Source organism: Paracoccus sediminicola (genome assembly GCF_027912835.1).
Classification (GTDB): Bacteria; Pseudomonadota; Alphaproteobacteria; order Rhodobacterales; family Rhodobacteraceae; genus Paracoccus; species Paracoccus sediminicola.
This window is the reverse complement of the sequence record NZ_CP115768.1, coordinates 1,354,356-1,377,048: the sequence shown is the minus strand read 5'-3', so window position 1 is coordinate 1,377,048 and position 22,693 is coordinate 1,354,356. Positions and strand designations below refer to the sequence as shown.

The 22,693-nt window shown below is 65.8% G+C and carries 19 protein-coding genes; 15 read left to right on the top strand and 4 right to left on the bottom strand.

The features are described 5' to 3' along the window. Positions 1-14 precede the first annotated feature (14 nt). On the bottom strand, positions 15-944 hold the full coding sequence (locus PAF18_RS06755; protein ID WP_271117835.1) for an ABC transporter ATP-binding protein: 930 nt from the start codon (positions 942-944) through the stop codon (positions 15-17). A gap of 101 nt (positions 945-1,045) precedes the next feature. On the opposite strand from PAF18_RS06755, the gene PAF18_RS06750 reads away from it, so the two are divergent. The 3 genes from PAF18_RS06750 to PAF18_RS06740 all read left to right on the top strand — a co-directional run bounded on the left by PAF18_RS06750 (position 1,046) and on the right by PAF18_RS06740 (position 5,288). Continuing rightward, entirely contained in the window at positions 1,046-1,288 is a 243-nt protein-coding gene (locus tag PAF18_RS06750; protein ID WP_434802245.1) for a zinc-finger domain-containing protein, read from the top strand. Between the two features lie 158 nt (positions 1,289-1,446). Beyond that, on the top strand, positions 1,447-4,254 hold the full coding sequence (gene polA / locus PAF18_RS06745; RefSeq protein WP_271117834.1) for a DNA polymerase I: 2,808 nt from the start codon (positions 1,447-1,449) through the stop codon (positions 4,252-4,254). Continuing rightward, on the top strand, positions 4,254-5,288 hold the full coding sequence (locus PAF18_RS06740) for a cation diffusion facilitator family transporter (protein ID WP_271117833.1): 1,035 nt from the start codon (positions 4,254-4,256) through the stop codon (positions 5,286-5,288). The genes polA and PAF18_RS06740 overlap by 1 nt, the downstream gene beginning before the upstream one ends. Before the next feature lie 6 nt (positions 5,289-5,294). Here the strand turns inward: PAF18_RS06740 and PAF18_RS06735 are convergent, their stop codons facing one another. Further along, entirely contained in the window at positions 5,295-6,371 is a 1,077-nt protein-coding gene (locus PAF18_RS06735) for a DUF2125 domain-containing protein (protein ID WP_271117832.1), read from the bottom strand. A 78-nt stretch (positions 6,372-6,449) separates the two neighbouring features. Between PAF18_RS06735 and PAF18_RS06730 the strand changes: the two genes are divergently transcribed. The 5 genes from PAF18_RS06730 (at position 6,450) to PAF18_RS06710 (ending at position 12,205) form a co-directional block, all read left to right on the top strand. Then, positions 6,450-6,986 (top strand): gamma-glutamylcyclotransferase, encoded by a 537-nt coding sequence (locus PAF18_RS06730; protein WP_271117831.1) that lies wholly within the window; start codon positions 6,450-6,452, stop codon positions 6,984-6,986. Positions 6,987-7,061: 75 nt separating this feature from the next. Then, entirely contained in the window at positions 7,062-8,717 is a 1,656-nt protein-coding gene (locus PAF18_RS06725) for a hypothetical protein (protein ID WP_271117830.1), read from the top strand. Next, entirely contained in the window at positions 8,717-10,300 is a 1,584-nt protein-coding gene (locus PAF18_RS06720; RefSeq protein ID WP_271117829.1) for a peptidoglycan -binding protein, read from the top strand. Before PAF18_RS06725 ends, PAF18_RS06720 begins: the two co-directional genes overlap by 1 nt. Continuing rightward, complete coding sequence (locus tag PAF18_RS06715) at positions 10,300-11,043, top strand: alpha/beta hydrolase (RefSeq protein WP_271117828.1); 744 nt, start codon at positions 10,300-10,302, stop codon at positions 11,041-11,043. Before PAF18_RS06720 ends, PAF18_RS06715 begins: the two co-directional genes overlap by 1 nt. A gap of 196 nt (positions 11,044-11,239) precedes the next feature. Next, on the top strand, positions 11,240-12,205 hold the full coding sequence (locus PAF18_RS06710; RefSeq protein WP_271117827.1) for an alpha/beta hydrolase: 966 nt from the start codon (positions 11,240-11,242) through the stop codon (positions 12,203-12,205). A gap of 115 nt (positions 12,206-12,320) precedes the next feature. Here the strand turns inward: PAF18_RS06710 and typA are convergent, their stop codons facing one another. Together typA and PAF18_RS06700 are read right to left on the bottom strand one after the other, a co-directional pair. Further along, positions 12,321-14,138 (bottom strand): translational GTPase TypA, encoded by a 1,818-nt coding sequence (gene typA / locus PAF18_RS06705; RefSeq protein ID WP_271117826.1) that lies wholly within the window; start codon positions 14,136-14,138, stop codon positions 12,321-12,323. 272 nt (positions 14,139-14,410) lie between these two features. Beyond that, on the bottom strand, positions 14,411-14,734 hold the full coding sequence (locus tag PAF18_RS06700) for a hypothetical protein (RefSeq protein ID WP_271117825.1): 324 nt from the start codon (positions 14,732-14,734) through the stop codon (positions 14,411-14,413). A 51-nt stretch (positions 14,735-14,785) separates the two neighbouring features. On the opposite strand from PAF18_RS06700, the gene frr reads away from it, so the two are divergent. The 7 genes from frr to PAF18_RS06665 all read left to right on the top strand — a co-directional run bounded on the left by frr (position 14,786) and on the right by PAF18_RS06665 (position 22,688). Then, positions 14,786-15,349 carry a ribosome recycling factor gene (gene frr / locus PAF18_RS06695; protein WP_271118072.1) on the top strand — a complete coding sequence of 188 codons (564 nt, stop codon included), beginning with the start codon at positions 14,786-14,788 and terminating at the stop codon, positions 15,347-15,349. Between the two features lies 1 nt (position 15,350). Then, a complete protein-coding gene (gene uppS / locus PAF18_RS06690) occupies positions 15,351-16,076 on the top strand; it encodes a polyprenyl diphosphate synthase (protein WP_271117824.1) in 726 nt (241 codons plus the stop codon). 6 nt (positions 16,077-16,082) lie between these two features. Continuing rightward, positions 16,083-16,898: a phosphatidate cytidylyltransferase gene (locus PAF18_RS06685; RefSeq protein ID WP_271117823.1), complete on the top strand. Its 816-nt coding sequence runs from the start codon at positions 16,083-16,085 to the stop codon at positions 16,896-16,898. After that, positions 16,898-18,079 carry a 1-deoxy-D-xylulose-5-phosphate reductoisomerase gene (dxr, locus tag PAF18_RS06680; protein ID WP_271117822.1) on the top strand — a complete coding sequence of 394 codons (1,182 nt, stop codon included), beginning with the start codon at positions 16,898-16,900 and terminating at the stop codon, positions 18,077-18,079. The genes PAF18_RS06685 and dxr overlap by 1 nt, the downstream gene beginning before the upstream one ends. Positions 18,080-18,081: 2 nt before the next feature. Continuing rightward, the gene (gene rseP, locus PAF18_RS06675) at positions 18,082-19,401 is read left to right on the top strand and encodes an RIP metalloprotease RseP (protein WP_271117821.1); all 1,320 of its coding nucleotides are present in this window, start codon (positions 18,082-18,084) and stop codon (positions 19,399-19,401) included. 102 nt (positions 19,402-19,503) lie between these two features. Further along, positions 19,504-21,834: an outer membrane protein assembly factor BamA gene (gene bamA / locus PAF18_RS06670; RefSeq protein ID WP_271117820.1), complete on the top strand. Its 2,331-nt coding sequence runs from the start codon at positions 19,504-19,506 to the stop codon at positions 21,832-21,834. A gap of 2 nt (positions 21,835-21,836) precedes the next feature. Further along, positions 21,837-22,688 (top strand): OmpH/Skp family outer membrane protein, encoded by an 852-nt coding sequence (locus PAF18_RS06665; protein WP_271117819.1) that lies wholly within the window; start codon positions 21,837-21,839, stop codon positions 22,686-22,688. The last annotated feature ends 5 nt before the right edge of the window (positions 22,689-22,693 follow it).

The window sequence follows — 22,693 nt, the reverse complement described above, 5'->3', positions numbered from 1 at the left end:
GTCCTCCGATAGTGTCAGTGGCGGGTCAGTTCGACAAAGACATCCTCCAGCCTCGGCTGCTCGATGGCAATGTCGCGGATCGGCAGCCCGCCGCCGCGCAGCGCGTCGATGATCCGGTCGGGCTGCATCTGCGAGGGCGCGTAGCTGAAAGCGATGCGCCCGGCCTCGCGCCGCTCGGCGGTGACGCCTTCGGGCAGGGCGGGCAGGGGCGTGTCGTCGGTGGCGATCACCAGCGTCTTGCCGTCGGCACCTTCCAGCAGGGCCGAGGTGGTGTTCTCGACCAGCACCTCGCCGCGGTCGATGATGGCGATGCGGTCGCACATCTGTTCGGCTTCTTCGAGGTAATGGGTGGTCAGGATGATGGTCATCCCGGCCTCGTTCAGCTTGCGGACATTGTTCCACAACATCTCGCGCAGCCCGATATCGACCCCCGCGGTCGGTTCGTCCAGAACCAGCACCTGCGGGCGATGCACAAGCGCCTTGGCCAGCAGAAGCCGCCGCTTCATCCCGCCGGAGAGATTGCGCGAATAGCTTTCCCCCTGATCCGACAGCCCGACAAGCGCCAGCAGCTCATCCGTCCAGCGATCCGCGCGCGGCACGCCGTAAAGCCCGGCCTGCACCTCGAGGCTGGCGCGCGGGGTCAGGAACGGGTCGATATTCAGCTCTTGCGGCATGACCCCGATGGCGGCGCGGGAATTGCGCGGGTTCACATCCTGATCGAAGCCCCAGATCACCACGCTGCCGGATGTCTTGTTCACCAGCCCGGCCATGATGTTGATCGTGGTCGATTTCCCCGCCCCGTTCGGCCCGAGAAGCCCATAGATCGAGCCCGCCGGAATGGTCAGGTCGATGCCCTTCAGCGCCTCTTTGGCGGGCGATTTCCCCGCGGCCGCATAGGTCTTGCGCAGCCCGGTGATCTCGATGGCATTGGCGGTGTCGGTCATGATGCGGTCCTGTCCTCTGGCGGGCGGTTCTTGCGAGGCCGGATGCTCTCGGCTATGTGGGGTTAGACCCTATCCAGCCCCGCACGACAAGAAGGCCCGCCATGACAGAATTCGTGCCGCCCGAAAATCCGCTCTCGACCGGACAGGAGGACGCGACCGCCTTTCCCGCGCCAGAGACCGAGAAGGTCACGACCTGGAAAGTGTCCTGTGCGGGCGACGAATCGCGCGGGCTCGGGCATCCGAAGGTCTGGCTGAAGATCTCGCCCGAGATGGGCTTCGTCGATTGCGGCTATTGCGACAAGCGCTTCGTGATCGACCCGGAGAATGTTCACGACGCGCACTGAGCAGGATGGCAAGGACGCTGTCCTGACCCGATGGCGGCGCGATCCCTGGCCGGCCCGGTCTCAAGGGCGGTGCACGCCGCGCCATCGACCGCTCGCGGCACTGGAAGCCGAACCGTGAACATGGCACAAGCTGTGTCATCGCAGCGGGAGAACATCTCATGTCCAACGCCTTCGGCAAGGGCCATCGGCTTCACCTCATCGACGGCTCGGCCTTTATCTTCCGCGCTTATCATGCGCTGCCGCCGCTGACCCGGAAATCCGACGGAACGCCCATCGGGGCGGTGGCGGGTTTCTGCAACATGCTGTGGAAATATGTGCAGGATTCGAAGGGCGACATGGCCCCGACCCATGTGGCGGTGATCTTCGATCACAGCGCCAAGACCTTCCGCAGCGAGATTTACGAAGACTACAAGGCCAACCGCCCGCCGCCCCCCGAGGATCTGGTGCCGCAATTCCCCCTGACCCGCGAGGCGACAAAGGCGTTCAACATCGCCTGCATCGAATTGCAGAATTTCGAGGCCGACGACATCATCGCGACGCTCGCCTGCCAGGCGCGGGATGCGGGCGGGGAAGCGGTCATCATCAGCTCGGACAAGGATCTGATGCAGCTTGTCGGCGACGGGGTGACGATGCTCGACCCGATCAAGAACAAGGAGATCGGCCCCGAGGAGGTCGAAGAGAAATTCGGCGTCGGCCCGGATCGTGTCGTCGATATTCAGGCTCTGGCCGGGGATTCGGTCGATAACGTGCCCGGCGCGCCGGGGATCGGGATCAAGACGGCGGCGCTGCTGATCAACGAATATGGCGATCTGGAAACCCTGCTGGACCGCGCGGGCGAGATCAAGCAGCCCAAGCGGCGGCAGACGCTGATCGATTTCGCCGATCAGATCCGGGTGTCGAAGCGGCTTGTGCAACTGGATTGCGAGACACCGCTGGATTTCTCGCTGGAGTCTCTGGAACTGCGCGACCCCGAGGCCGACACGCTTCTGGGTTTCCTGTCCGAGATGGAGTTCCGCACGCTGACCAATCGCGTCGCCGAGAAATTCGAGGTCGATGCCCCCGCCGTGCCCGACACGCCCGCCGCCCCTCAGGGCGAGGCCGCGACCGGGCCGGACTGGCCGGAACTCAGCCTGGACGCTTACGAAACGGTGGCCACCGAAGAGGCGCTTGACGCGTGGATCGCGCGGATCGCAGACGCGGGCGCGGTGGCAATCGACACCGAGACCACGGGGCTGAACGAAATGACAGCCGATCTGGTCGGCATCTCGCTCTGCGTCGAGGCCGGGGCGGCTTGTTACATCCCGGTGGGGCATGTCTCGGGCGGTGGCGATCTGTTCGGGTCGGGCGCGAAATCCGACGGGCAGCTGGATATGGATCTGGTGCTGACAAAGCTGAAGCCGTTGCTGGAGGACGATGCCATCCTCAAGATCGGGCAGAACATCAAATATGACTGGAAGATCCTCGCCCGGCTCGGCATCCGCATGGCGCCGATCGAGGATACGATGCTGCTCTCCTATGCGCTGTCGGCGGGCGAGGCCAACCACGGCATGGATGCCGTGGCGGAACGCGTGCTGGGGCACAAGACCATGCCGATCAAGGATCTGATCGGTTCGGGCAAGTCGCAGATCGGCTTCGAGCAGGTCGAGATCGCCAAGGCCACCCCCTATGCCGCAGAGGATGCCGAGGTGACATGGCGGCTGTGGCAGATGCTGCGCCCGCAGCTGTCGCCGAACCGCGTCACCACCGCCTATGAGACGCTGGAACGCCCGATGGTGCCGGTGCTCGCAGAAATGGAGATGGCCGGGATCAAGGTCGACCCCGAGCATCTGTCGCGCATGTCCAATGTCTTCGCGCAGAAAATGGCCGGGCTGGAGGATGAGATCCACGAGCTTGCCGGGCAGAAATTCAATGTCGGCTCGCCCAAGCAGCTTGGCGAGATTCTGTTCGACAAGATGGGTCTTTCAGGCGGCAAGCAGGGCAAGACCGGGGCGTATTCCACAAGCGCCGATGTGCTGGAGGATCTGGCCGCCGAGGGGCATGATCTGCCCGCCCGCGTGCTGGACTGGCGCGGCATGTCCAAGCTGAAATCGACCTATACCGACGCGCTGCAAACCCATGTGAATGCGGATACCGGGCGGGTGCACACGTCCTATTCCATCACCGGGGCGCAGACCGGGCGTCTGGCCTCGACCGATCCGAATTTGCAGAACATCCCGATCCGCACCGAAGAGGGCCGCCGCATTCGCGAGGCCTTCATCGCCACGCCGGGTCACAAGCTGGTGGCGCTCGATTACAGCCAGATCGAGCTGCGCATCCTGGCCCATGTCGCCGATATCCCGGCGCTGAAAGAGGCGTTCCGCGAGGGGATCGATATTCACGCCATGACCGCCAGCCAGATGTTCGGCGTGCCGATCGAGGGGATGGACCCGATGATCCGCCGTCAGGCCAAGGCGATCAATTTCGGGGTGATCTATGGCATCTCTGGCTATGGTCTGTCGCGCAATCTGCGAATCCCGCGCGCCGAGGCGCAGGAATTCATCGACACCTATTTCGAACGTTTCCCGGAAATCCGCGCCTATATGGACAAGACGGTCGATGACGCCAAGCGCGACGGATATGTGCGCACGATCTTCGGGCGGCGCATCATGACGCCCGGCATCAACACCAAGGGCCCGGCGGCGGGCGGCGCGCGACGCGCGGCGATCAACGCGCCGATCCAGGGTGCTGCGGCGGATATCATCCGGCGCGCGATGATCCGGATGCCCGACGCGATCCGCGAGATGCCTGCGAAGATGCTGTTGCAGGTTCATGACGAACTCGTCTTCGAGGTCGAGGACAAGGCTGTGGACGATCTGATCGCCTCCGCCCGCGAGGTGATGGAGGGCGCGGCGGAGCCTGCGGTGAAACTCTCCGTACCGTTGGTGGTTGATGCAGGAACCGGAGAAAGCTGGGCGGAGGCACATTGATGGCGGATCAGCGCAATGTCGACGAGCACGACCATCAGCAGACCGATCATGCCGGTCACGATCATTCGGATCACGATCATGGCGGCCACCATCACTCGGGCCACAGTCATAGCCATGGCCACGGGCACAGCCACGGTCATGGCGGTCACGGTCATTCCCATGCCGAGCAATTCGGCAGCGATCGCGCGATTCTCTGGGCGGTGGTGGTCAATCTCGTCCTGACCTTTGCGCAGATCATCGGAGGCTGGTGGGCGGATTCGGTCGCGCTGATCGCGGACGGGGTGCATAACCTGTCGGATGCGATGGCTCTGGTTCTCGCCTTCGGCGCGCGCAGGCTGGCCCGGCGAAGCGCCTCTCCGAGCATGAGCTTTGGCTGGCAGAGGTCTGAAATCATTGCTGCCTTCGTGAATTATGCGAGCCTTATCGTGATCTCGCTATGGCTGGGTTACGAAGCCTTCATGCGGCTTTCGGACCCGCCCGAGGTCGCGGGCGGCGTGGTGATGGCGCTGGCCGGGCTGGCGGTGGTCATCGACCTCGCCACAGCGGCGCTTGTCTGGCGCAGCGCGAAGGACAGTCTCAACCTGCGCGCGGCGCTGCTGCATAACCTCACCGATGCGGGTGTGTCGGTGGCGGTGATCGTCGGCGGCGCGCTGGTCTGGGCCTTCGGCTGGATGCGGGTCGATCCGATCCTGACGATTCTCATCTCAGTCGCGATCCTCTGGCATGTCTGGGGCGATATCCGCCCGGTGATGCGCATCCTGATGCTTGGCGCCCCGCCCGGAACCGATGCCGAAAAGGTGAAATCCGCGATGGCGGAACTGCCCGGCGTGGTCGAGGCGCATCACCTGCATATCTGGCAGATCGACGAAAAGCGCAGCTCTGCCGAGATGCATCTGGTGATCGAGGACGGCACCGATTTCAGCGAGGCGATTGCCAGCGCCAAGCGCGTGCTCGCCGAGCGGTTCAGCATTAATCACGCCACGATCGAGGTCGAACCGCATGGCGCGGGCTGTGCCGATTTGCAGCCGGGCTGAACCGGACTAGCGGATCATGCGCGGGGCCGGGCCGAGCTTGACCGGCCCGAGCCGCATCTCACCGTCGCGCAGCACGAGCGGCAGCCGGATCTGGCCCGGCGCGGGCGGGGGCAGGGCGACGACCTGATCCATCGCCTGTTCACCCGACAGCGGCGGGGCGGTCTCGGCCCGGTCCCGCGCGGTTTCCGGCACGGTTCCGGCTGATGACTGATCCGCCGGGCTGCCGGTTTCAGCGAGGTTGCCGATCAGCGCATTGGCCAACATCGCGCCCCGCTGCGGGATCAGTCCGGCGGCCACCCCGGCCTCGACGAAGCCCCGCGCATCATCGGTGTAGAATGCGGCTTCGCCCATCGCATAGCCGTTCTCATCCGCTTCGATGCGCCCGATCAGCCGGGCCTGCATCTCTCCGATTGCGATCTCGATCCCCGGCGTCTGTATTCCGGTCGGTGCCGGCGGCGGCGCGCGCCCGTCCAGCACCGCCTGTCCCGGAACCGCGCTCAGCCAGAGCTGCACCGGACCGGCGATCTCCATCCGCTCGGGCAGGGCGCCCAAGGCGATCCCAGAAGCCGACAGGTCGATGGCGTACGCCCCGGCCGAACCCTGTGGTGCCGCCGCGCCCCGATGGACGAGCCGCGCATCGAGATCGAGCGCCTGCAACGCCTCGATCCCCCCGACCGCCAGCCCGCGCGCGTCCACACCGGCGCGGCGGACGGTCATCTCATGGGTGGGCGAGATCGAGGCGCGGGCGCTGCCGCCCTCGAGCGTGAGCTCGATGGGCGCGCCGCCGAGCCGAAGCTGCATCTGCCGGGGCAGGTCCACGGTCATGGTGTTCGGCGCGCTGACTGGCGCGTAAACCTCGAGATCAGGGGCCGAGAACCCGGCCTCGGCAGTGCCGTAATCCACATCCTGCAATCGCAGCCCGACTCGCGCGGGATTGCGCAGCGGTGTGACTTCGGCGGCGGTGATCTGGCCGCTGCCGCCGACCATTTCGCGGGCGCGGTTGCTCAGCCATGTCTCGCCCGCATACCATCCCGCCGCCAGCAGGATCAGCAGCAGGACCGCCGCGATCACCAGTTTTCTCATCTCTGCCGTATCTCCGCGCCGCCAAGCTTGAACCGCCGGCATGTAAGCCTAGAATGGCCCCTGTTGAAAGAGGAAGGCATGTGTAATCAGAATTGGCTGTTTGCCTATGGCTCGCTGATGTGGAATCCGGGCTTTTCTGTCGCCGAGCGGGAAATCGCCACGCTTGACGGCTATCACCGCAGCTTTTGCCTGCGTTCGACCCATCATCGCGGCACGCCGGATCTTCCCGGCCTCGTGCTGGGGCTGGATGCGGCGCCGGGGGCGGAATGCAAGGGCGTGGCGCTGCGCGTCGATGACGGCGACTGGCCCGAGGTGCTGGCCGAGGTGCGCGCGCGCGAGCTGGTCACGAACGCCTATCGCGAGGCGGTGCTGCCGCTGCACCTTGCCGATGGGCGGCGGGTCGAGGCGATCACCTATGTGATGCGGCGCGACCATGTCCAATATGCGGGCGAGCTGGATGCCCGTGAGCAGGCCAGGATCATCGCTGCCGCGGCGGGCGGTCGCGGGCCGAACCGCGATTACCTGTTCGCCACCGCCGCCCATCTCGCCGAGCTGGGGCTGCCGGACCCCGATCTGGATGCGCTGGCCGAAGAGGTGCGCCGGCTTTCTGCCTGAAATTCTAATTACATGGTTGGCAGATATGGTGGCGCTGATAAACTCAGCCACGAATTATCCGCCCGGAGGATGTGAATGAGCCCCGAGACGCCGCCGGATCGCAATGCTTCCGAAACGGCATCGGACAGCCCGGCCCGGACCGATCCGTCCGACCCGTCCGCGCCGCAGGACAGCAGCGCCGCCAGCTCGACTGGCGGGGCGCAGGGCGCGCGCAGCGTGTCGGACCCGTCACCGCGCCCGACAAGGCGGCTGACCGCAAGGCGGGCGCAGGAACGCAAGGTGGTGCAGCCCCATTTCGGTCAGCCGGTCCGCCAGATCGTGCTGATGCTGATCGTGCTTGTTCTGGTCGCCGCCGGGGGCTGGTTCGCCTATGGCCGCATCCTGCCGATTTTTGCGGCCAATCCCTGGCTGAACGGGCTGATCCTCGGGGTTTTCGTGATTGGGGTGCTGGCCTGTTTCTGGCAGGTCGCGCAGTTGTTCCAGTCGGTGAGCTGGATCGAACGCTTTGCCGAACGCCGCCGCAACGCCATCGAGAAAGGCGTTGCCGCTTTGGGCGAGGGCGAGGATCGCGCGCCGCGCCTGTTGGCCCCGCTGGCCGCGCTTCTGGGCGCGCGGGGGCCGATCGGCGGGGTGATCTCGACCAGTTCGGCGCGCTCGATCCTCGACTCGGTTGCCACCCGCATCGAAGAGGCGCGCGACATCACGCGATACCTGTCGAACCTGCTGATCTTCCTCGGGCTGCTCGGCACGTTTTACGGCCTCGCAACCACCGTTCCCGCGGTGGTGGACACGATCCGCGCTCTTGCCCCGCAGGAGGGCGAAAGCGGGATGCAGGTCTTCGACAATCTCATGTCAGGGCTGGAAGCGCAGCTTGGCGGCATGGCGGTGGCGTTTTCATCCTCGCTGCTCGGGCTGGCCGGATCGCTTGTGGTCGGCCTGCTGGAGCTGTTCGCCACCCATGGCCAGAACCGCTTCTACCGCGAGCTTGAGGAATGGCTCTCTGGCTTCACCCGGCTGGGGATCGCGGGGGATGACGGCGAAAAGCTGGATCAGGCGAGCATTCTGGGCTTTCTGGATCAGATCGCCGGACAGATGGGCGAGATGCAGGCCTTCTATACCGAACGCGACGAGATCCGCGAACAGGAAGCGATCGAGGCCGATGAGCGGGTGCTGCTGATGGCGCGCAACGTCGAACGGCTGGGCCAGTTCATGCTGGACGACTCCGAGGCGAATGTGTCCAGCATGAACGAAATGGCACGCGCCATGACCCGGCTGTCCGAGGGGCAGGACCGGCTGATCCGCGCGACCGAGACGCGGCCAGACGGCTCGGCGGAGGTGGCGCGGGCGCTGACCCGACTCAGCGAGGCCCAGGAACATATGGTGCAAGCCGGTGACGGCTCCGGCCGCGGCGGCGGGGCAGAAGAAGCGCGGCTTCTGGCACGGCTGGCCGACGGGCAGGACCGGCTGATCCGGGTGGTCGAACAGACCCCCGCCGACATGGATGAGATGGGACGCGCCCTGTCGCGGCTGGCGGAAGCGCAGGACCGGATCATCGCCGCCGCCGAGGGCGGGCTGGGCCATGAGGAAACCCGCGCCTATCTGCGTTCGATCGACAAAGCCATCGGCCGGCTGGCCGCGCAGCGAGAGACAGGCTCCGGCTTGGATCATGACGAGCTGCGGCGCGAGATCGTCGATCTGACCGAAGCGCTCAGGGCGCTCGGGCGGTCCTGATGGCGCTGGCGCGGGGCCGCGGCGGGAACCGGTTTTCCTCGACGATCTGGCCGGGATTCGTCGATGCGATGACGGCGCTGCTGATGGTGCTGATGTTCGTGCTGACCATCTTCATGGTCGTGCAATCGGTGCTGCGCGACACGGTGGATCGGCAGGAAAGCGAACTTGGCGCGCTGAGCGAACAGGTCGCCGGGCTGACCAGCACGCTGGCCATCGCAAGGCGTGAGCGCGCGGCGGTCGAAGACACGCTGTCCGATGCGCAGGACCGGATCGTTGCATTCGAAGAACGTGTCGCGCGGCTGATCGCTGCGCGTGATGCCGAAGCGGTGCGGGCGGGCGAGGCCGAGGCGGCCCTGTCGCGCACGCAGCAGTCGCTCGGTTCGACCGAGGACGAGCTTGCCGCGACCACGCAACGTTTGGAAACCGCCGAGGCCACGCTGGAAACCACGCAGAACTCGCTCAGCCGGGCCGAGCAGGCGCTGGCCTCGGCGCGCGGTGAGGTCGATGCTCAGGCCGAGCAGGCCCGGCTTGCGGCCGCCCGTCGCGAGGCGCTGGAGGCTCTGGTCGCCGATCTCCGCGCCGATGCCGAGAAGACCGGCGCGGCGCTGAGTGATGCCGAGGCCGCCCGGCTGGCAGAATCCGCCGCCGCCGAGGCGCTGCGCGAAAGGCTGCGCAACTCCGAGGCAGAGCTGACCGCGATGACGCTCTCGCTGGAAGAAAGCCGCCGCGAGGCCGAAGAGACGCTGACGCTTCTGGCCGCTGCCGAAGCCGCGCGGGACGCGCTAAGCAGCGAGGCCGCAGAAAGCACGACCGAGGCCGAGCGGCAGGCCGCGCTGCTGGCCACCGCACGTGCACAGCTTGCTGACGAGAAAGAGGCCTCGACCGAGGCGCAGCGCCGGGTCGCGCTGCTGAACGAGCAGGTGGCCGAGCTGAACACGCAGCTCGCCTCGATCCAGCAGGCGCTGAACGCAAGTGACGCCGATAGCGAGGCCGCCGAGATCGAACTGGAGCAGCTCGGCGCGCAGCTGAATGCGGCGCTGCTGCGCGCCTCGGAAGAACAGCGCCAGCGCCTCGCGCTGGAGGAGGCCGAGCGGGTCCGTCTGGAAGAGGAAGCCGCCGATCTTGCGCGCTATCGCTCGGAATTCTTCGGACGCCTGCGCGAGATCCTGGAAGGCCGCGACGAGGTGGAAATCGTCGGCGACCGTTTCGTCTTCCAGTCCGAGGTGCTGTTCGGCCAGGGCGAGGCCACGCTGTCCGATGACGGCCGCGCCAGCGTCGCGCGGGTCAGCGATATGCTGATCGAGATTGCCGACACCATCCCCGAAGAGATCGACTGGGTGATCCGCGTCGACGGCCACACCGATTCGACGCCGCTTTCGGGGCAAGGTCGCTATCGGGACAATTGGGAACTCAGCCAGGCGCGGGCTCTTGCGGTGGTGCGCTATATGGTAGACGATCTCGGCTTTCCCGAAGGCCGTCTCGCGCCGACGGGATTCGCCGATACCCGTCCCGTCGCCCCGGAAGATACCGCCGAGGGACGGGCGCGCAACCGGCGGATCGAGCTGAAACTGACGGAGCGCTGATGACCGAATTTCTGGACAGCCCGCAGGGCCGCCGCATCGCCTATGCGCAGCAGTCCGGGCAGGGACCGGGCGTGGTGTTTCTGGGCGGGTTCAAATCGGATATGCGCGGCACCAAGGCGGAATATCTGGCCGATTGGGCAGCGCGGCAGGGCCGGAGCTTTCTGCGATTCGACTATTCGGGGCATGGCGAATCCGGGGGCAGCTTCGAAGATGGCGCGATCGGCGACTGGGCCGAAGATGCGATGGCGGCGATCTCGGTGCTGACCGAGGGGCCGCAGATACTCGTCGGATCGTCGATGGGCGGTTGGATCGCGCTGCTCGTGGCGCGCGAGATGCCGTCTCGCGTCGCCGGTCTGGTCGGCATCGCCGCCGCGCCGGATTTCACCGAGAACGGGTTCTGGGCCGGTTTCACCGAGGATCAGCGCGCCAAGGTCATGGGCGAGGGGCGCATCGCGCTGCCCTCGGAATATGACGATGAGCCCTATGTCATCACCCGTCGGCTGATCGAGGATGGGCGCAACCGGCGCGTGCTCGACCGACCGCTGACGCTGCCCTTCCCGGTGCGGCTTTTGCAGGGCAGCGCCGATGCTGATGTGCCGATCGGCTGGGCATTGCAGCTGATGGATCACGCCGAAAGCCCCGATCTGCGGCTGACGCTGGTCAAGGGCGCGGATCACCGCTTTTCCTCGCCGGAATGCCTCGCGCTGATCGAGGCTGCGATTGCCGAGGTCGAGCGTGGCTGAGCCGAAGGGTGGGCGCGGGTCAGCGCGGAAAACCGGCGGGGCGCGGCGGCGCAGCGCCGAGCGGGGCGGCAAGGCAAAGGCGGGAGGGGCAAAGACAAAGCCCGAAGCGCGCCGTGACGCATCTGGTGCAAAGCGCCGCGAGACGGGCGGCGATGCCGCGCAGACATCCAGACCACCGCGGCGGCGCGGGCGTATCATGGCGTTTCTGCTGACCCTGCTGGTCGCGCTTGCCGGCAGCGGGGCGCTGATCTGGATGTTCGGCCCGCGCGAATCCGGTCGCTTCAACCCGCCCGAGATCGCCGAGCTGCCGGAAAATCTGGACGCCTATCTCTATCAGGAGGAAAGCGGGGTTCGTCCCGAGGTCTCTCGCCGCATCGTCTGGGCCGGCCGCACCGGAGAGAAGACGCCTGTATCGCTGGTCTATCTGCATGGCTTCTCGGCCAGTTCAGAGGAAATCCGGCCGGTGCCCGATCTGATCGCTGCCTGGCGCGGTGCGAATCTGTATTTCGCGCGGCTGAGCGGACATGGGCTGGATGGCGCCTCGCTCGGCACGGCGCGGGTGTCGGACTGGGCGCGGGACGTGGCCGAGGCCATCGCGATCGGGCAGCGCATCGGAGAAAAGGTGGTGGTGATCGGCGGCTCGACAGGGGGCACGCTGGCGGTGATGGCGGCGCGCGACCCCAAGCTGGGACGGCTGATCGACGGGGTGGTGCTGATCTCGCCGAATTTCGGCCTTCGAAACCGCTGGGCCTTTCTGGCCCGCTGGCCGCTCGCCCGGCACTGGCTTCCGCTGATCGCAGGACGCGAGCGCTGTTTCGAGCCGCGCAACGAGAAGCACCGCGAATATTGGACAAGCTGCTATCCAATGACCGCGGTGCTGCCCATGGTGGCACTTGTCGCCGAGGCCAATGGCAGCGATTTCTCGGATGTCGGCCAGCCTTTGCTGGCGATCCGCTCAGAGGCGGACGAGGTGGTCGATCCCGCCGCCACTGCGCGCTTTCTCGATGGCTGGGGCGGAGAGGTGACCGATATGCCGATCTCGCTCGGTCCGGGTGACGACGCGTCGTCCCATGTCATCGCGGGAGATATCCTCTCGCCGGGGCAGACCGCGCCGGTGGCCACGCGGATCAATGGCTGGATCACGCAGAATTTCGGAGAGTGACGGACCGGGGCGCTGCCCCGGACCCCGGAATATTTGTCTCAGGATGAAGATCTCTCACCCTGAAGCAAATATCCTGCGGGGGTGCGGGGGTGCAAAACCCCCGCTCCGGCGCTGATTATTCGGACCGCGCGGCGCGCTTGCGTTCATGCGGGTCGAGATGGCGCTTGCGCAGGCGGATGTTTTTCGGCGTGACCTCGACCAGTTCGTCATCGTCGATATAGGCGATGGCCTCTTCCAGCGACATGCGCACCGGCGGCGTCAGGCGGACCGCCTCATCCGTGCCCGAGGCGCGGACATTGGTGAGTTTCTTGCCCTTGAGCGGGTTCACCTCGAGGTCATTGTCGCGGCTGTGTTCGCCGATGATCATGCCGGTATAGACCTGTTCCTGCGCGCCGATGAACAGCTTGCCGCGCTCTTCGAGGTTCCACAGCGCATAGGCCACCGAGACGCCGTTTTCCATGCTGATGAGAACGCCCTGGCGGCGGCCCTGGATGGTGCCCTTATAGGGCGTCCAGCCGTGGAAGATGCGGTTCAGCACGCCGTTGCCGCGCGTGTCGGTCATGAATTCGCCGTGATAGCCGATCAGCCCGCGCGAGGGGACATGGGCGACAATGCGGGTCTTGCCGTGGCCGGCCGGGCGCATGTCAATCAGCTCGCCCTTGCGGTCGCCGGTCAGTTTCTCGATCACCGCGCCGGTATAGTCGTCATCGACGTCGATGATGGCTTCCTCGACCGGTTCCATCCGCTGGCCGTCCTCTTCGCGGAAGATCACGCGGGGGCGCGAGATCGACAGCTCATAGCCTTCGCGGCGCATGTTCTCGATCAGCACGCCCATCTGCAGTTCGCCCCGGCCCGAGACGACAAAAGCCTCGCCGCCGGGCGTATCCTCGACCTTAATGGCGACGTTGGATTCCGCTTCCTTCATCAGCCGCTCGCGGATGACGCGGGATTGCACCTTCTTGCCGTCCTGACCGGCCAGCGGCGAATCGTTGATCCCGAAGGTGACCGAGATGGTCGGCGGATCGATGGGTTGTGCGGGGATCGCGGCCTCGACCTCGGGGGCGCAGATCGTGTCGGCGACGGTGCCTTTCGACATGCCGGCGATGCTGACGATATCACCGGCCTGCGCCTCGTCGATGGGTTGCTGGGTCAGGCCGCGAAAGGCCAGCACCTTGGAGATGCGGAACTGCTCGACCCGCTCGTTTTCGCGATTCAGCACCTTGACCGTGTCCCCGGCCTTTGCGCGGCCGCTTTCGACGCGACCGGTCAGGATGCGGCCCAGGAACGGGTCGGCGCCGAGCGTGGTGGCGAGCATCCGGAAGGGTTCCGCGGCTTGCTGCACCTGCTGCGGCGGATCGACATGGTTCAGGATCAGGTCGAACAGCGCGGTCAGATCCTTGCGCTCATCCTCCAGATCGGCGACGGCCCAGCCCCCGATCCCCGACGCATAGAGATGCGGGAAATCGAGCTGCTCGTCCGACGCGCCCAGATTGGCAAACAGGTCGAAGACTTCGTTCAGCGCGTGTTCGGGTTCGGCGGCGGGCTTGTCGACCTTGTTCAGCACCACGATCGGTTTCAGCCCGAGCGCGAGCGCCTTGGAGGTTACGAATTTCGTCTGCGGCATCGGGCCTTCGGCCGCATCCACCAGCAGGCAGACGCCATCGACCATTGACAGGATCCGTTCCACCTCGCCGCCGAAATCGGCGTGGCCGGGCGTGTCGACGATGTTGATCCGCGTGCCCTTCCACTCGACCGAGGTGGCCTTGGCGAGGATGGTGATGCCCCGCTCGCGCTCGATATCGTTGCTGTCCATGGCGCGTTCGGCCACGGACTGGTTTTCACGGAAACTGCCGGATTGCTTGAGAAGCTCGTCCACCAGAGTCGTCTTGCCGTGGTCGACATGGGCGATGATGGCGATGTTGCGGATATCCATTACACGGGCCTGTTCAGAATAAGTTGCGGCCCCCCTAACGCAGGGGCGGCGCAAAGGCCAGTGCTATGTCGGGACGGAGCGCGCTGAGCGGTGCAGGGCGGCGCTTTGCCGTTCACCGACCGCAGAGCGGGCACGGTGCAGATCCGCTCTGCCCATGCCCGTTGCGTCGTCATCTTGGCCGGGATCAGCGCAGTCCAAGCATCGAGAGGATGAACAGGACGACGAGAACCAGCCCGACGATATAGATGATCGAGTTCATTCCCTGGCTGCTATCAGAGCAGCGACAGGATGAACAGCACCACGACGACGAGGCCGACGATATAGATGATCGAGTTCATGGGATGTCCCTTCTTGTCATTTGCTTGGCCCAACGTGCTGACAAGCTTGGAGTTCCGGCGAAGATGAATCAGCCCGGCCGCTTCTAGCTGTTCAGGGCCGGCGAAAGCTTTGTCTGGAATGTCGGGGCGGTGTCCGAGGCGGGTCCGTCCTTGAGGCACCGCATCCTCCACGCAGATCGCCATCAGGCGGTGTCGCGCGGCGCGTGCACGGCTTTGGCTTCTCACGCATGTGTCAGAAGGACGATAACGCTTTGCCATGCGGAGCGCCTCGCGTTAGAACGGCTCGACAAGGGAATGAGAGAGACATTGATGTCCGAAGAGATTGATATCGATACCGACGATCTGGAGCGTCGGATGACCGGCGCCATGGAATCGCTGCGCCACGAATTCGGCAGCCTGCGCACCGGGCGCGCCTCGGCCAGCATGGTCGAGCCGGTCATGGTCGACGCTTATGGCTCGCCCACGCCGATCAACCAGATCGGCACCGTGAACGTCCCCGAGCCGCGCATGGTCACGATCAACATCTGGGACAAGTCGCTGGTCGGCAAGGCCGAGAAGGCGATCCGCGAATCCGGTCTGGGCATCAACCCGCAGCTCAACGGCACGATCATCATGCTGCCCATTCCCGAGCTGAACGAGGAACGCCGCCGCGAATTGACCAAGGTTGCCGCGCAATATGCCGAGAACGCGCGGGTCGCGATCCGCAATGTGCGCCGCGACGGCATGGATCAGGTCAAGAAGGGCAAGGCCGCCGGCATGTCCGAGGATGACCAGAAGCTCTGGGAAGAGGAAATCCAGGACCTGACCAATCGGATGATCGGCAAGGTAGACGAGGCACTTGAGGCCAAGCAGGCCGAAATCATGCAGGTCTGAGATGGCGGTCGAAGCGGCAACCCAGCCAGGCGGCGCAACGCCCCCCCGCCACGTCGCGATCATTATGGACGGCAATGGACGTTGGGCGACCAGCAAGGGCTGGCCGCGCCTTGTCGGCCATCGCCGGGGTGCCGAGCGCGTGAAGCAGATCGTCCGTGAATGCCCCGATCTCGGGGTGAACTGGCTGACTGTCTATGCGTTCTCGACCGAGAACTGGAAGCGCTCCACCGAGGAGGTGCTCGGCCTGATGAAGATCTTCCGCCGCTATATCGAGCGTGAGGCCGACGGGCTCGCCGCCGAGGGGGTGAGGATGCGTTTTATCGGCGGTCGCGAACGGCTCGACCCCAAGCTTCAGGCGCTCATGGCCGGCATCGAGGCGCGCACGGCGGGCAATACGCGGCTGAACCTGACCGTGGCGATCAATTACGGCGGGCGCGACGAGATCCTGCGGGCAACGAAGAAACTGGCGCAGAAGATTGCCTCGGGCCAGATCGACGAGCCGACCCAGGCCGATTTCGCGGATTGCCTCGACACGGCGGGTTGCCCGGACCCGGATCTGGTGATCCGCACCTCGGGCGAGACGCGGACCTCGAATTTCCTGCCTTATCAGTCGGCCTATGCCGAATATGAATTCACCGAAACGCTCTGGCCCGATTTCAGCCCCGACCATCTCGCGGCGATCCTGGACCGCTTCGGGCTGCGCGACCGCCGCTTCGGCGGCGTGTGACGCGGGATGGCGGGGAGCAAGTGGTCTGACCTGACCCGGCGCGTCGTGTCCGCGGCGGTGTTGCTGTTCATCGGGGTTCAGCTGGCGCTGTCTTCCGGGCTGGCGCTGTGGGCCGGGGTGGCGCTGTTCATGGCGCTGACCTTCTGGGAACTGGCGCGGATGACCGGCTGGCGCGGCCCGGCGCGCATCCACACCCCGTTCGGGCGGTTCCGGCCGATGGTTCTCGCCGTGGTCGCGGGGCTGTCGCTCTTTGCCGCGCTTGGACTCCCCGAATTCGCGCCCCTGATCCTGCTGCTTCCGATCGTGGCCGGCCTGCCCGGCGCGGTGCCCAAGGACCGCGCCACCTATGCAATCTTTGGCGGGGCGATCATGGCCGTCGGCTATGAGCTGGTCCATCTGCGCGAAGAATACGGGCTGCCATTCATCCTGTGGCTTATGGGGGTGGTCATCCTCTCGGATGTGCTGGGTTACTTTGCCGGGCGCATGATCGGCGGGCCGAAATTCTGGCCGGCGGTAAGCCCGAAAAAAACCTGGTCGGGCACGTTGGCAGGCTGGATCGGCGCGGCGCTGTTCGGCGCGATCCTCTGGCAGGCGGGGCTGGCTGACTGGGTGCTGATCCTGCTGTCGCCGGTGGTGGCGCTTGCGGGGCAGCTTGGCGACATCGCGGAAAGCTGGCTGAAGCGGCGCGCGGGCGTCAAGGACAGCTCGAACCTGATCCCCGGTCATGGCGGCTTCATGGATCGCTTCGACGCGGTCTCGGGCGCAGTTCTGGCGGTAATGCTGCTGAGCTGGATCATGGGATTGCCACAGGTCGGGTTCTGATGCGGTCCATCTCGATTTTCGGCGCGACCGGCTCGATCGGGGAAAGCGCCTATGATCTGCTGATCCGTTCCGGCGGGGCAGAGGCATGGAATGTCGTCGCGCTGAGCGGCGGTCGCAATATTTCCCGGTTGGCCGAGATGGCGCGGGAGTTGCGGGCCGAGGTGGCGGTGACCGCCTATCCCGAACTTGTCGACGATCTGACTGATGCGCTTGCCGGGTCCGGCATCGCGGCGGAGGCGGGGGCCGATGCAATCGCCCGCGCCGCGGATCGCCCCGCAGACTGGACGTTATCGGCAATCGTGGGCGCCGCGGGACTTCCGCCGGGGCTGCGCGTGCTGGAGCGCGGTGGCGCGCTGGCGCTCGCCAACAAGGAAACCCTGGTGACAGCGGGGCGGCTGGTGATGGGGGTGGCGGCGCGGAACGGCGCGCAGATCCTGCCGGTCGATTCGGAACATTCCGCTATTTTTCAGGCACTTGGGGCAGAAAACATCGACAATGTTGCAGAGGTGACGATCACCGCCTCGGGCGGCGCCTTCCGGGACTGGCCGCTCGACAGGCTCGAAGCCGCGACGGTCGCGCAGGCCTCGACCCATCCCAACTGGGCCATGGGGCAGCGGATCACCATCGACAGCGCGTCCATGTTCAACAAGGCGCTGGAACTTATTGAAACCCGAGAATTTTTTGGAATAGAGCCTGAAAAGATCAAGGTCCTCGTGCATCCCGAATCCATCATTCACGCGATGGTCACTCATCGCGATGGCGGCAGCATCGCGCATCTTGGCGCGCCGGATATGCGGCACGCCATCGGCTATGCGCTGCACTGGCCGGACCGGGCCGATCTGCCCGTGGCAAGGCTTGATCTGGCGGCGTTGGGCGCGCTGACCTTCCGCGCCCCGGACGAGACACGCTGGCCGGCGCTGCGGCTCGCCCGTGAGGTGATGGCGGCTGGCGGGGCGGCGGGCGCGGTGCTGAACGGGGCGAAAGAGCAGGCGCTCGACGATTTTCTCGCCGGTCGCATCCGCTTCACAGACATGGCCCGCGCGGTCGAGGCGGCACTTGACGACTTGACGCGGCAGCCCGGTTTCACCACATCGCCGGAGGATCTGGCCACGGTGCTGGACTGGGATCAGCGGGCGCGGCAATCCGCCGCCGGCTGGACGGCACGCCACGGAGGTCGCTAGACATGGATTTCATCGCAGGGCTCGGCGGCGGCATCTGGACGCTGTTCGCCTTCCTGATCGCATTGTCGGTCATCGTCACCGTGCATGAATACGGGCATTACATCGTCGGCAGATGGTCGGGGATCCGGGCCGAGGTGTTCTCGCTCGGCTTCGGCCCGCGCCTCGCCTCGCGTCGGGACCGGCGCGGCACGCGGTGGCAGCTCGCCGCGATCCCGCTGGGCGGCTATGTCAAATTCCTCGGCGACGGCAACGCGGCGAGCGCGGGCAAAGGCGTCGCCGTGGACCCGGCCCTGCGCCGTCAGACGCTGGAGGGCGCGCCGCTCTGGGCGCGGGTGGCGACGGTTTCGGCGGGGCCGGTGTTCAACTTCATTCTTTCAGCGCTGATCTTTTCCGGCTTCATGCTGGTGCGCGGTGTCCCGGTCGAGACACCCACCGTGGGTGAGCTGGCCCCGATGCCGCCCGGCGTGGTGAACGAGTTGCAGCCCGGCGACGAGATCCTCGGCATTGGCGGGCAGGCGATCGCCGGATGGGCGGATATGTTCACCGTTTCGGACGATCTGCCCGAGACCCGCAGCCATGACTGGACCGTCCGCCGCGACGGGGCCGAGATCACCGTGACCGGCCCCGACCCGCTGCCCGCCCGGATCGGGGGGGTCGCGCCGGGCAGCGCCGCCGCCTCATCCGGGATCATGCCTGGCGATGTGGTGCTGGCGGTGGATGGCACGCCGGTATCGCGCTTCAGCGAGCTGCGCGGCTTTGTCGAGGCGGCGCAGGGCGATCCGCTGGAAATCACGCTGTGGCGCGACGGCGAAGAGATTGCCGTCACGCTGTCGCCGAAAGAACAGGATATTCCGCTGCCAGAGGGCGGATTCGAGAAGCGCTGGCTGATCGGCGTGACCGGCGACGGCTATGTCGCGCCCGCCACGCAGGCGGTGGGTCCCCTGGCGGCGCTCGGTGCCGGCGTGATGCAGGTCTGGGAGATCATTACCTCCAGCCTCAGCGGCATCTGGGCGCTGATTACCGGCCAGATCGGATCGTGCAATCTGAGCGGCGCGATCACCATCGCCGAGACCACGGGACAGGCCGCCGATGCGGGTGCGGCCAATTTCATCTGGTGGATCGCCGTTCTGTCGGTCGCCATCGGGTTTCTGAACCTGTTGCCCATCCCGGTTCTGGATGGCGGGCATCTGGCCTTCTATGCCTGGGAGGCGCTGAGCGGCCGGGCGCCATCCGACCGGGCGCTGAACCTGCTGACCTCGATCGGGCTGGCGCTGGTCGTCGGGCTGATGTTCTTCGGCCTCAGTAACGATCTGCGTTGCTGATCCGGGCAAATCGGGTTTTGACTTCCCTCCCCCTATCCTTGTAGATTTGCGGGCAAAATCGGCGCAACAAGCGCCACCGCCAAAATCGAAGGGGCAGCAGTGATGAAACTGAAACGCAGCACATGCGCGGTGGCGCTGATCGCAGGTCTGGCCGGGGCGGTTCCGGTCGTCACATTCCCGGTTCCGGCCTTTGCCTATGTCTTCACCCAGGTCCGGATCGAGGGCAATCAGCGGATCGAGCCCGAGACCATTCTTTCTTTCGCCAATATCACCCGCGGTGCCGAGACTTCGGCGGGCGAGGTGAACGACGCGCTGCAACGCATCCAGAATTCCGGTCTCTTCGAAACGGTCGAGGTCGTGCCGCAGGGCAACACGCTGGTGATCCGGGTCCGCGAATGGCCGACGATCAACCAGGTCGCCTTCGAAGGCAACCGGCGGATCGACGACGAGCAGCTGGCCGAGATCGCGCAATCGCAATCGCGCCGGGTCTACTCTCCTGCCACGGCCGAACGCGACGCCGCGAATATGGCGCAGGCCTATTCCCAGCAGGGCCGTCTGGCCGCGCGGGTCACGCCCCGCATTATTCCGCGCGACGGCAATCGCGTCGATCTGGTCTTCGAGGTCCGCGAGGGCGATTTGACCGAGATCGAGCGTGTCGGCTTTACCGGCAACCGGACCTTTTCGGACCGCCGTCTTCGCAACGTGCTGGAAACCAAGCAGGCGGGGCTGCTGCGCGGCTTCATCCAGTCGGACAGCTATAACCCCGAGCGTCTGCGTCTGGACGAAAACCTGCTGACCGATTTCTATCGCTCGCAGGGTTTCGCGGATTTCACGGTGCAGGGCATCGCCCCTGAACTGACCCGCGAGCGCGACGCCTTCTATGTCACCTATGCCATCAATGAGGGGCCGCGCTATCGCTTCGGCCAGATCAACACCGTCTCCGAGATATCGGGCGTCGATGCCGCCCCGTTCGAGGCGCAGAACCGGGTGCGTTCCGGCGGCTATTACACCCCCGAGATCGTCGATGTAACCATCCGCCGGATGGAAACTGTCGCCATCCAGCAGGGGCTCGATTTCGTCAATATCGAGCCGCGCATTACCCGCAACATGCGCAACCAGACGCTGGACCTGACCTTTGCCCTGACCCGCGGCCCGCGCGTCTTCGTCGAGCGGATCGATATCGAGGGCAACACCACCACCCTCGATGAGGTGATCCGCCGCCAGTTCACCACCGTCGAAGGCGATCCCTTCAACCCGCGCGAGATCCGTAACTCGGCGGAACGTATCCGGGCGCTCGGCTATTTCGCCAATGCCGATGTCGACACGCGCGAAGGGTCGAGCCCGCAGCAGGTTATCGTCGATGTGAACGTAGAAGAACAGCCGACCGGCACGCTGGAATTCGGTGCCAGCTATGGCGCCAGCTCGGGGATCGGCCTGACCGCGGGGCTGTCGGAAAGCAATTTCCTTGGCCGCGGACAGCTTGTCGATGTGTCGATCTCGACCACCAAGGGCTCGCGCTCGGGCGCGTTCACCTTTGTCGAGCCCTATTTCCTGACCCGCGATCTGCGCTTCCGCTTCTCGGGCTATTACCGCGAGACCGATCAGGACAATACGAAATACAATACCCGCTCTGCCGGGCTGGAAACCGGGATCGAATTCCCGATCTCGGCCTCCTCGCGGCTGAGCCTGAATTACAAGCTGTCGAAGGACACGATCTTCGACGTTACCCCGATCGGCCCCGATGAGGAAACCGGCGAGCTGGAAGGGTCGTCCCCGATCCTCGTCGCGGAAGAAGGCGGGCTTTACACATCGGCGCTCGGCTATGGCTACAGCTATGACAGCCGCCGCGTCGGGCTGAACCCGCGCACCGCGACAAAGCTCAGCTTCACGCAGGATTTCGCCGGTATTGGCGGCGATGTGAAATCGGTGACTTCGGTGCTGACCGCCGGGATCGAAACGACCGCCTGGCGGCCAAATGTCACCCTGCGCGGCGAGGTTGAGGCGGGGGCGGTCAACATGCTGGAGGATCAGACGAGCCGCGTGATCGACCGCTTCACCGGCCAGCGAGTGCGGGGCTTCGAAGTGAACGGCATCGGGCCGCGCGATCTCGAAGCGCCGAACGAGGACGCGCTTGGCGGGAATTATTACTGGGTCGCCCGCGCCGAGGCGCAGTTCCCCATCGGCCTGCCCGAGGAATACGGCCTGACCGGTGGTCTCTTTGCCGATGTCGGCTCGATCTGGGGGCTCGACAACACTGCCGGTGCCAATGGCGTCGAGGTGGATGACTCGATGCATCCGCGCGCTGCCGTCGGTGTCTCGCTGTTCTGGACCACGCCGATCGGCCCGCTGCGGATGAATTTCTCGAAGGCGGTCGAGCAGCAGGAATATGACGAGGAACAGAATTTCGATCTGACCCTCTCGACGCGGTTCTGAGGATGCGTGCCGGCGGGGCTGGACGGGCTCTGATCCTGCTGGCGTCGCTGGCATGGCCCGGTGTCGGCGCCGTGGCGCAATCGGTGGTGCTGCCTGCCCCAGCGACTGGCAGCGTCGTCGAGATCCAGGCAGATGCCACGCGCCCTCCGGTATCGGGCGGCGGCGCGGCGTCGCCTGCGGGTTCCGGCGCGGCGGGCGCGAGCGGATCGGACATGCCGACCGGTGTGCTGGTGGTGAATTTCGAACGCGCCTTTGCCGAATCCGCCTGGGGCCGCAACGCGGTCGAGGGCATGCAGCAGGCCGCGAGCGCCATCGATGCCGAGAACCGGCGGCTTGAGGACCAGCTCACCGCGGAAGAACAGGCGCTCACCGCCGAGCGGGACAGCCTTTCGGCCTCGGCGTTCCGCCAGAAAGCCGAGGCTTTCGACAATCGTGCCCAAAGCGTGCGGCGCGAAAGGGCGGCGGTGCTTGACGCGTTCCAGGAGCAGGATCAGGCCATGCGCAACGCGTTTTTCCAGGCCTCGCTGCCAGTGGCGGCGGAGCTGATGCAAGAGCGGAACGCGGCGATCATCCTGGACCGCCAGCAGGCGGTGATCGCGGCGAACGCGGTCGATATCACCGATGCGCTGGTCGCGCGGCTCGATGAAACCGTAGGTGAGGGTCCGGGCTTTCCCGATGCCGAAACGCTGATGGAGGAAGCCGGCGCCGAAGCATCGCGCCGAGCGCGCGACGAAGCCATCGAGCGCGACGGTGGCGACGCTCCTGACACCCCTCGGCCCGACGCGCCGTCGCCCACCGCAGAGGCAGAGATATCGCCCGGAACCGATGAGGACGACACCCCCGACCCCGAATAAACCGG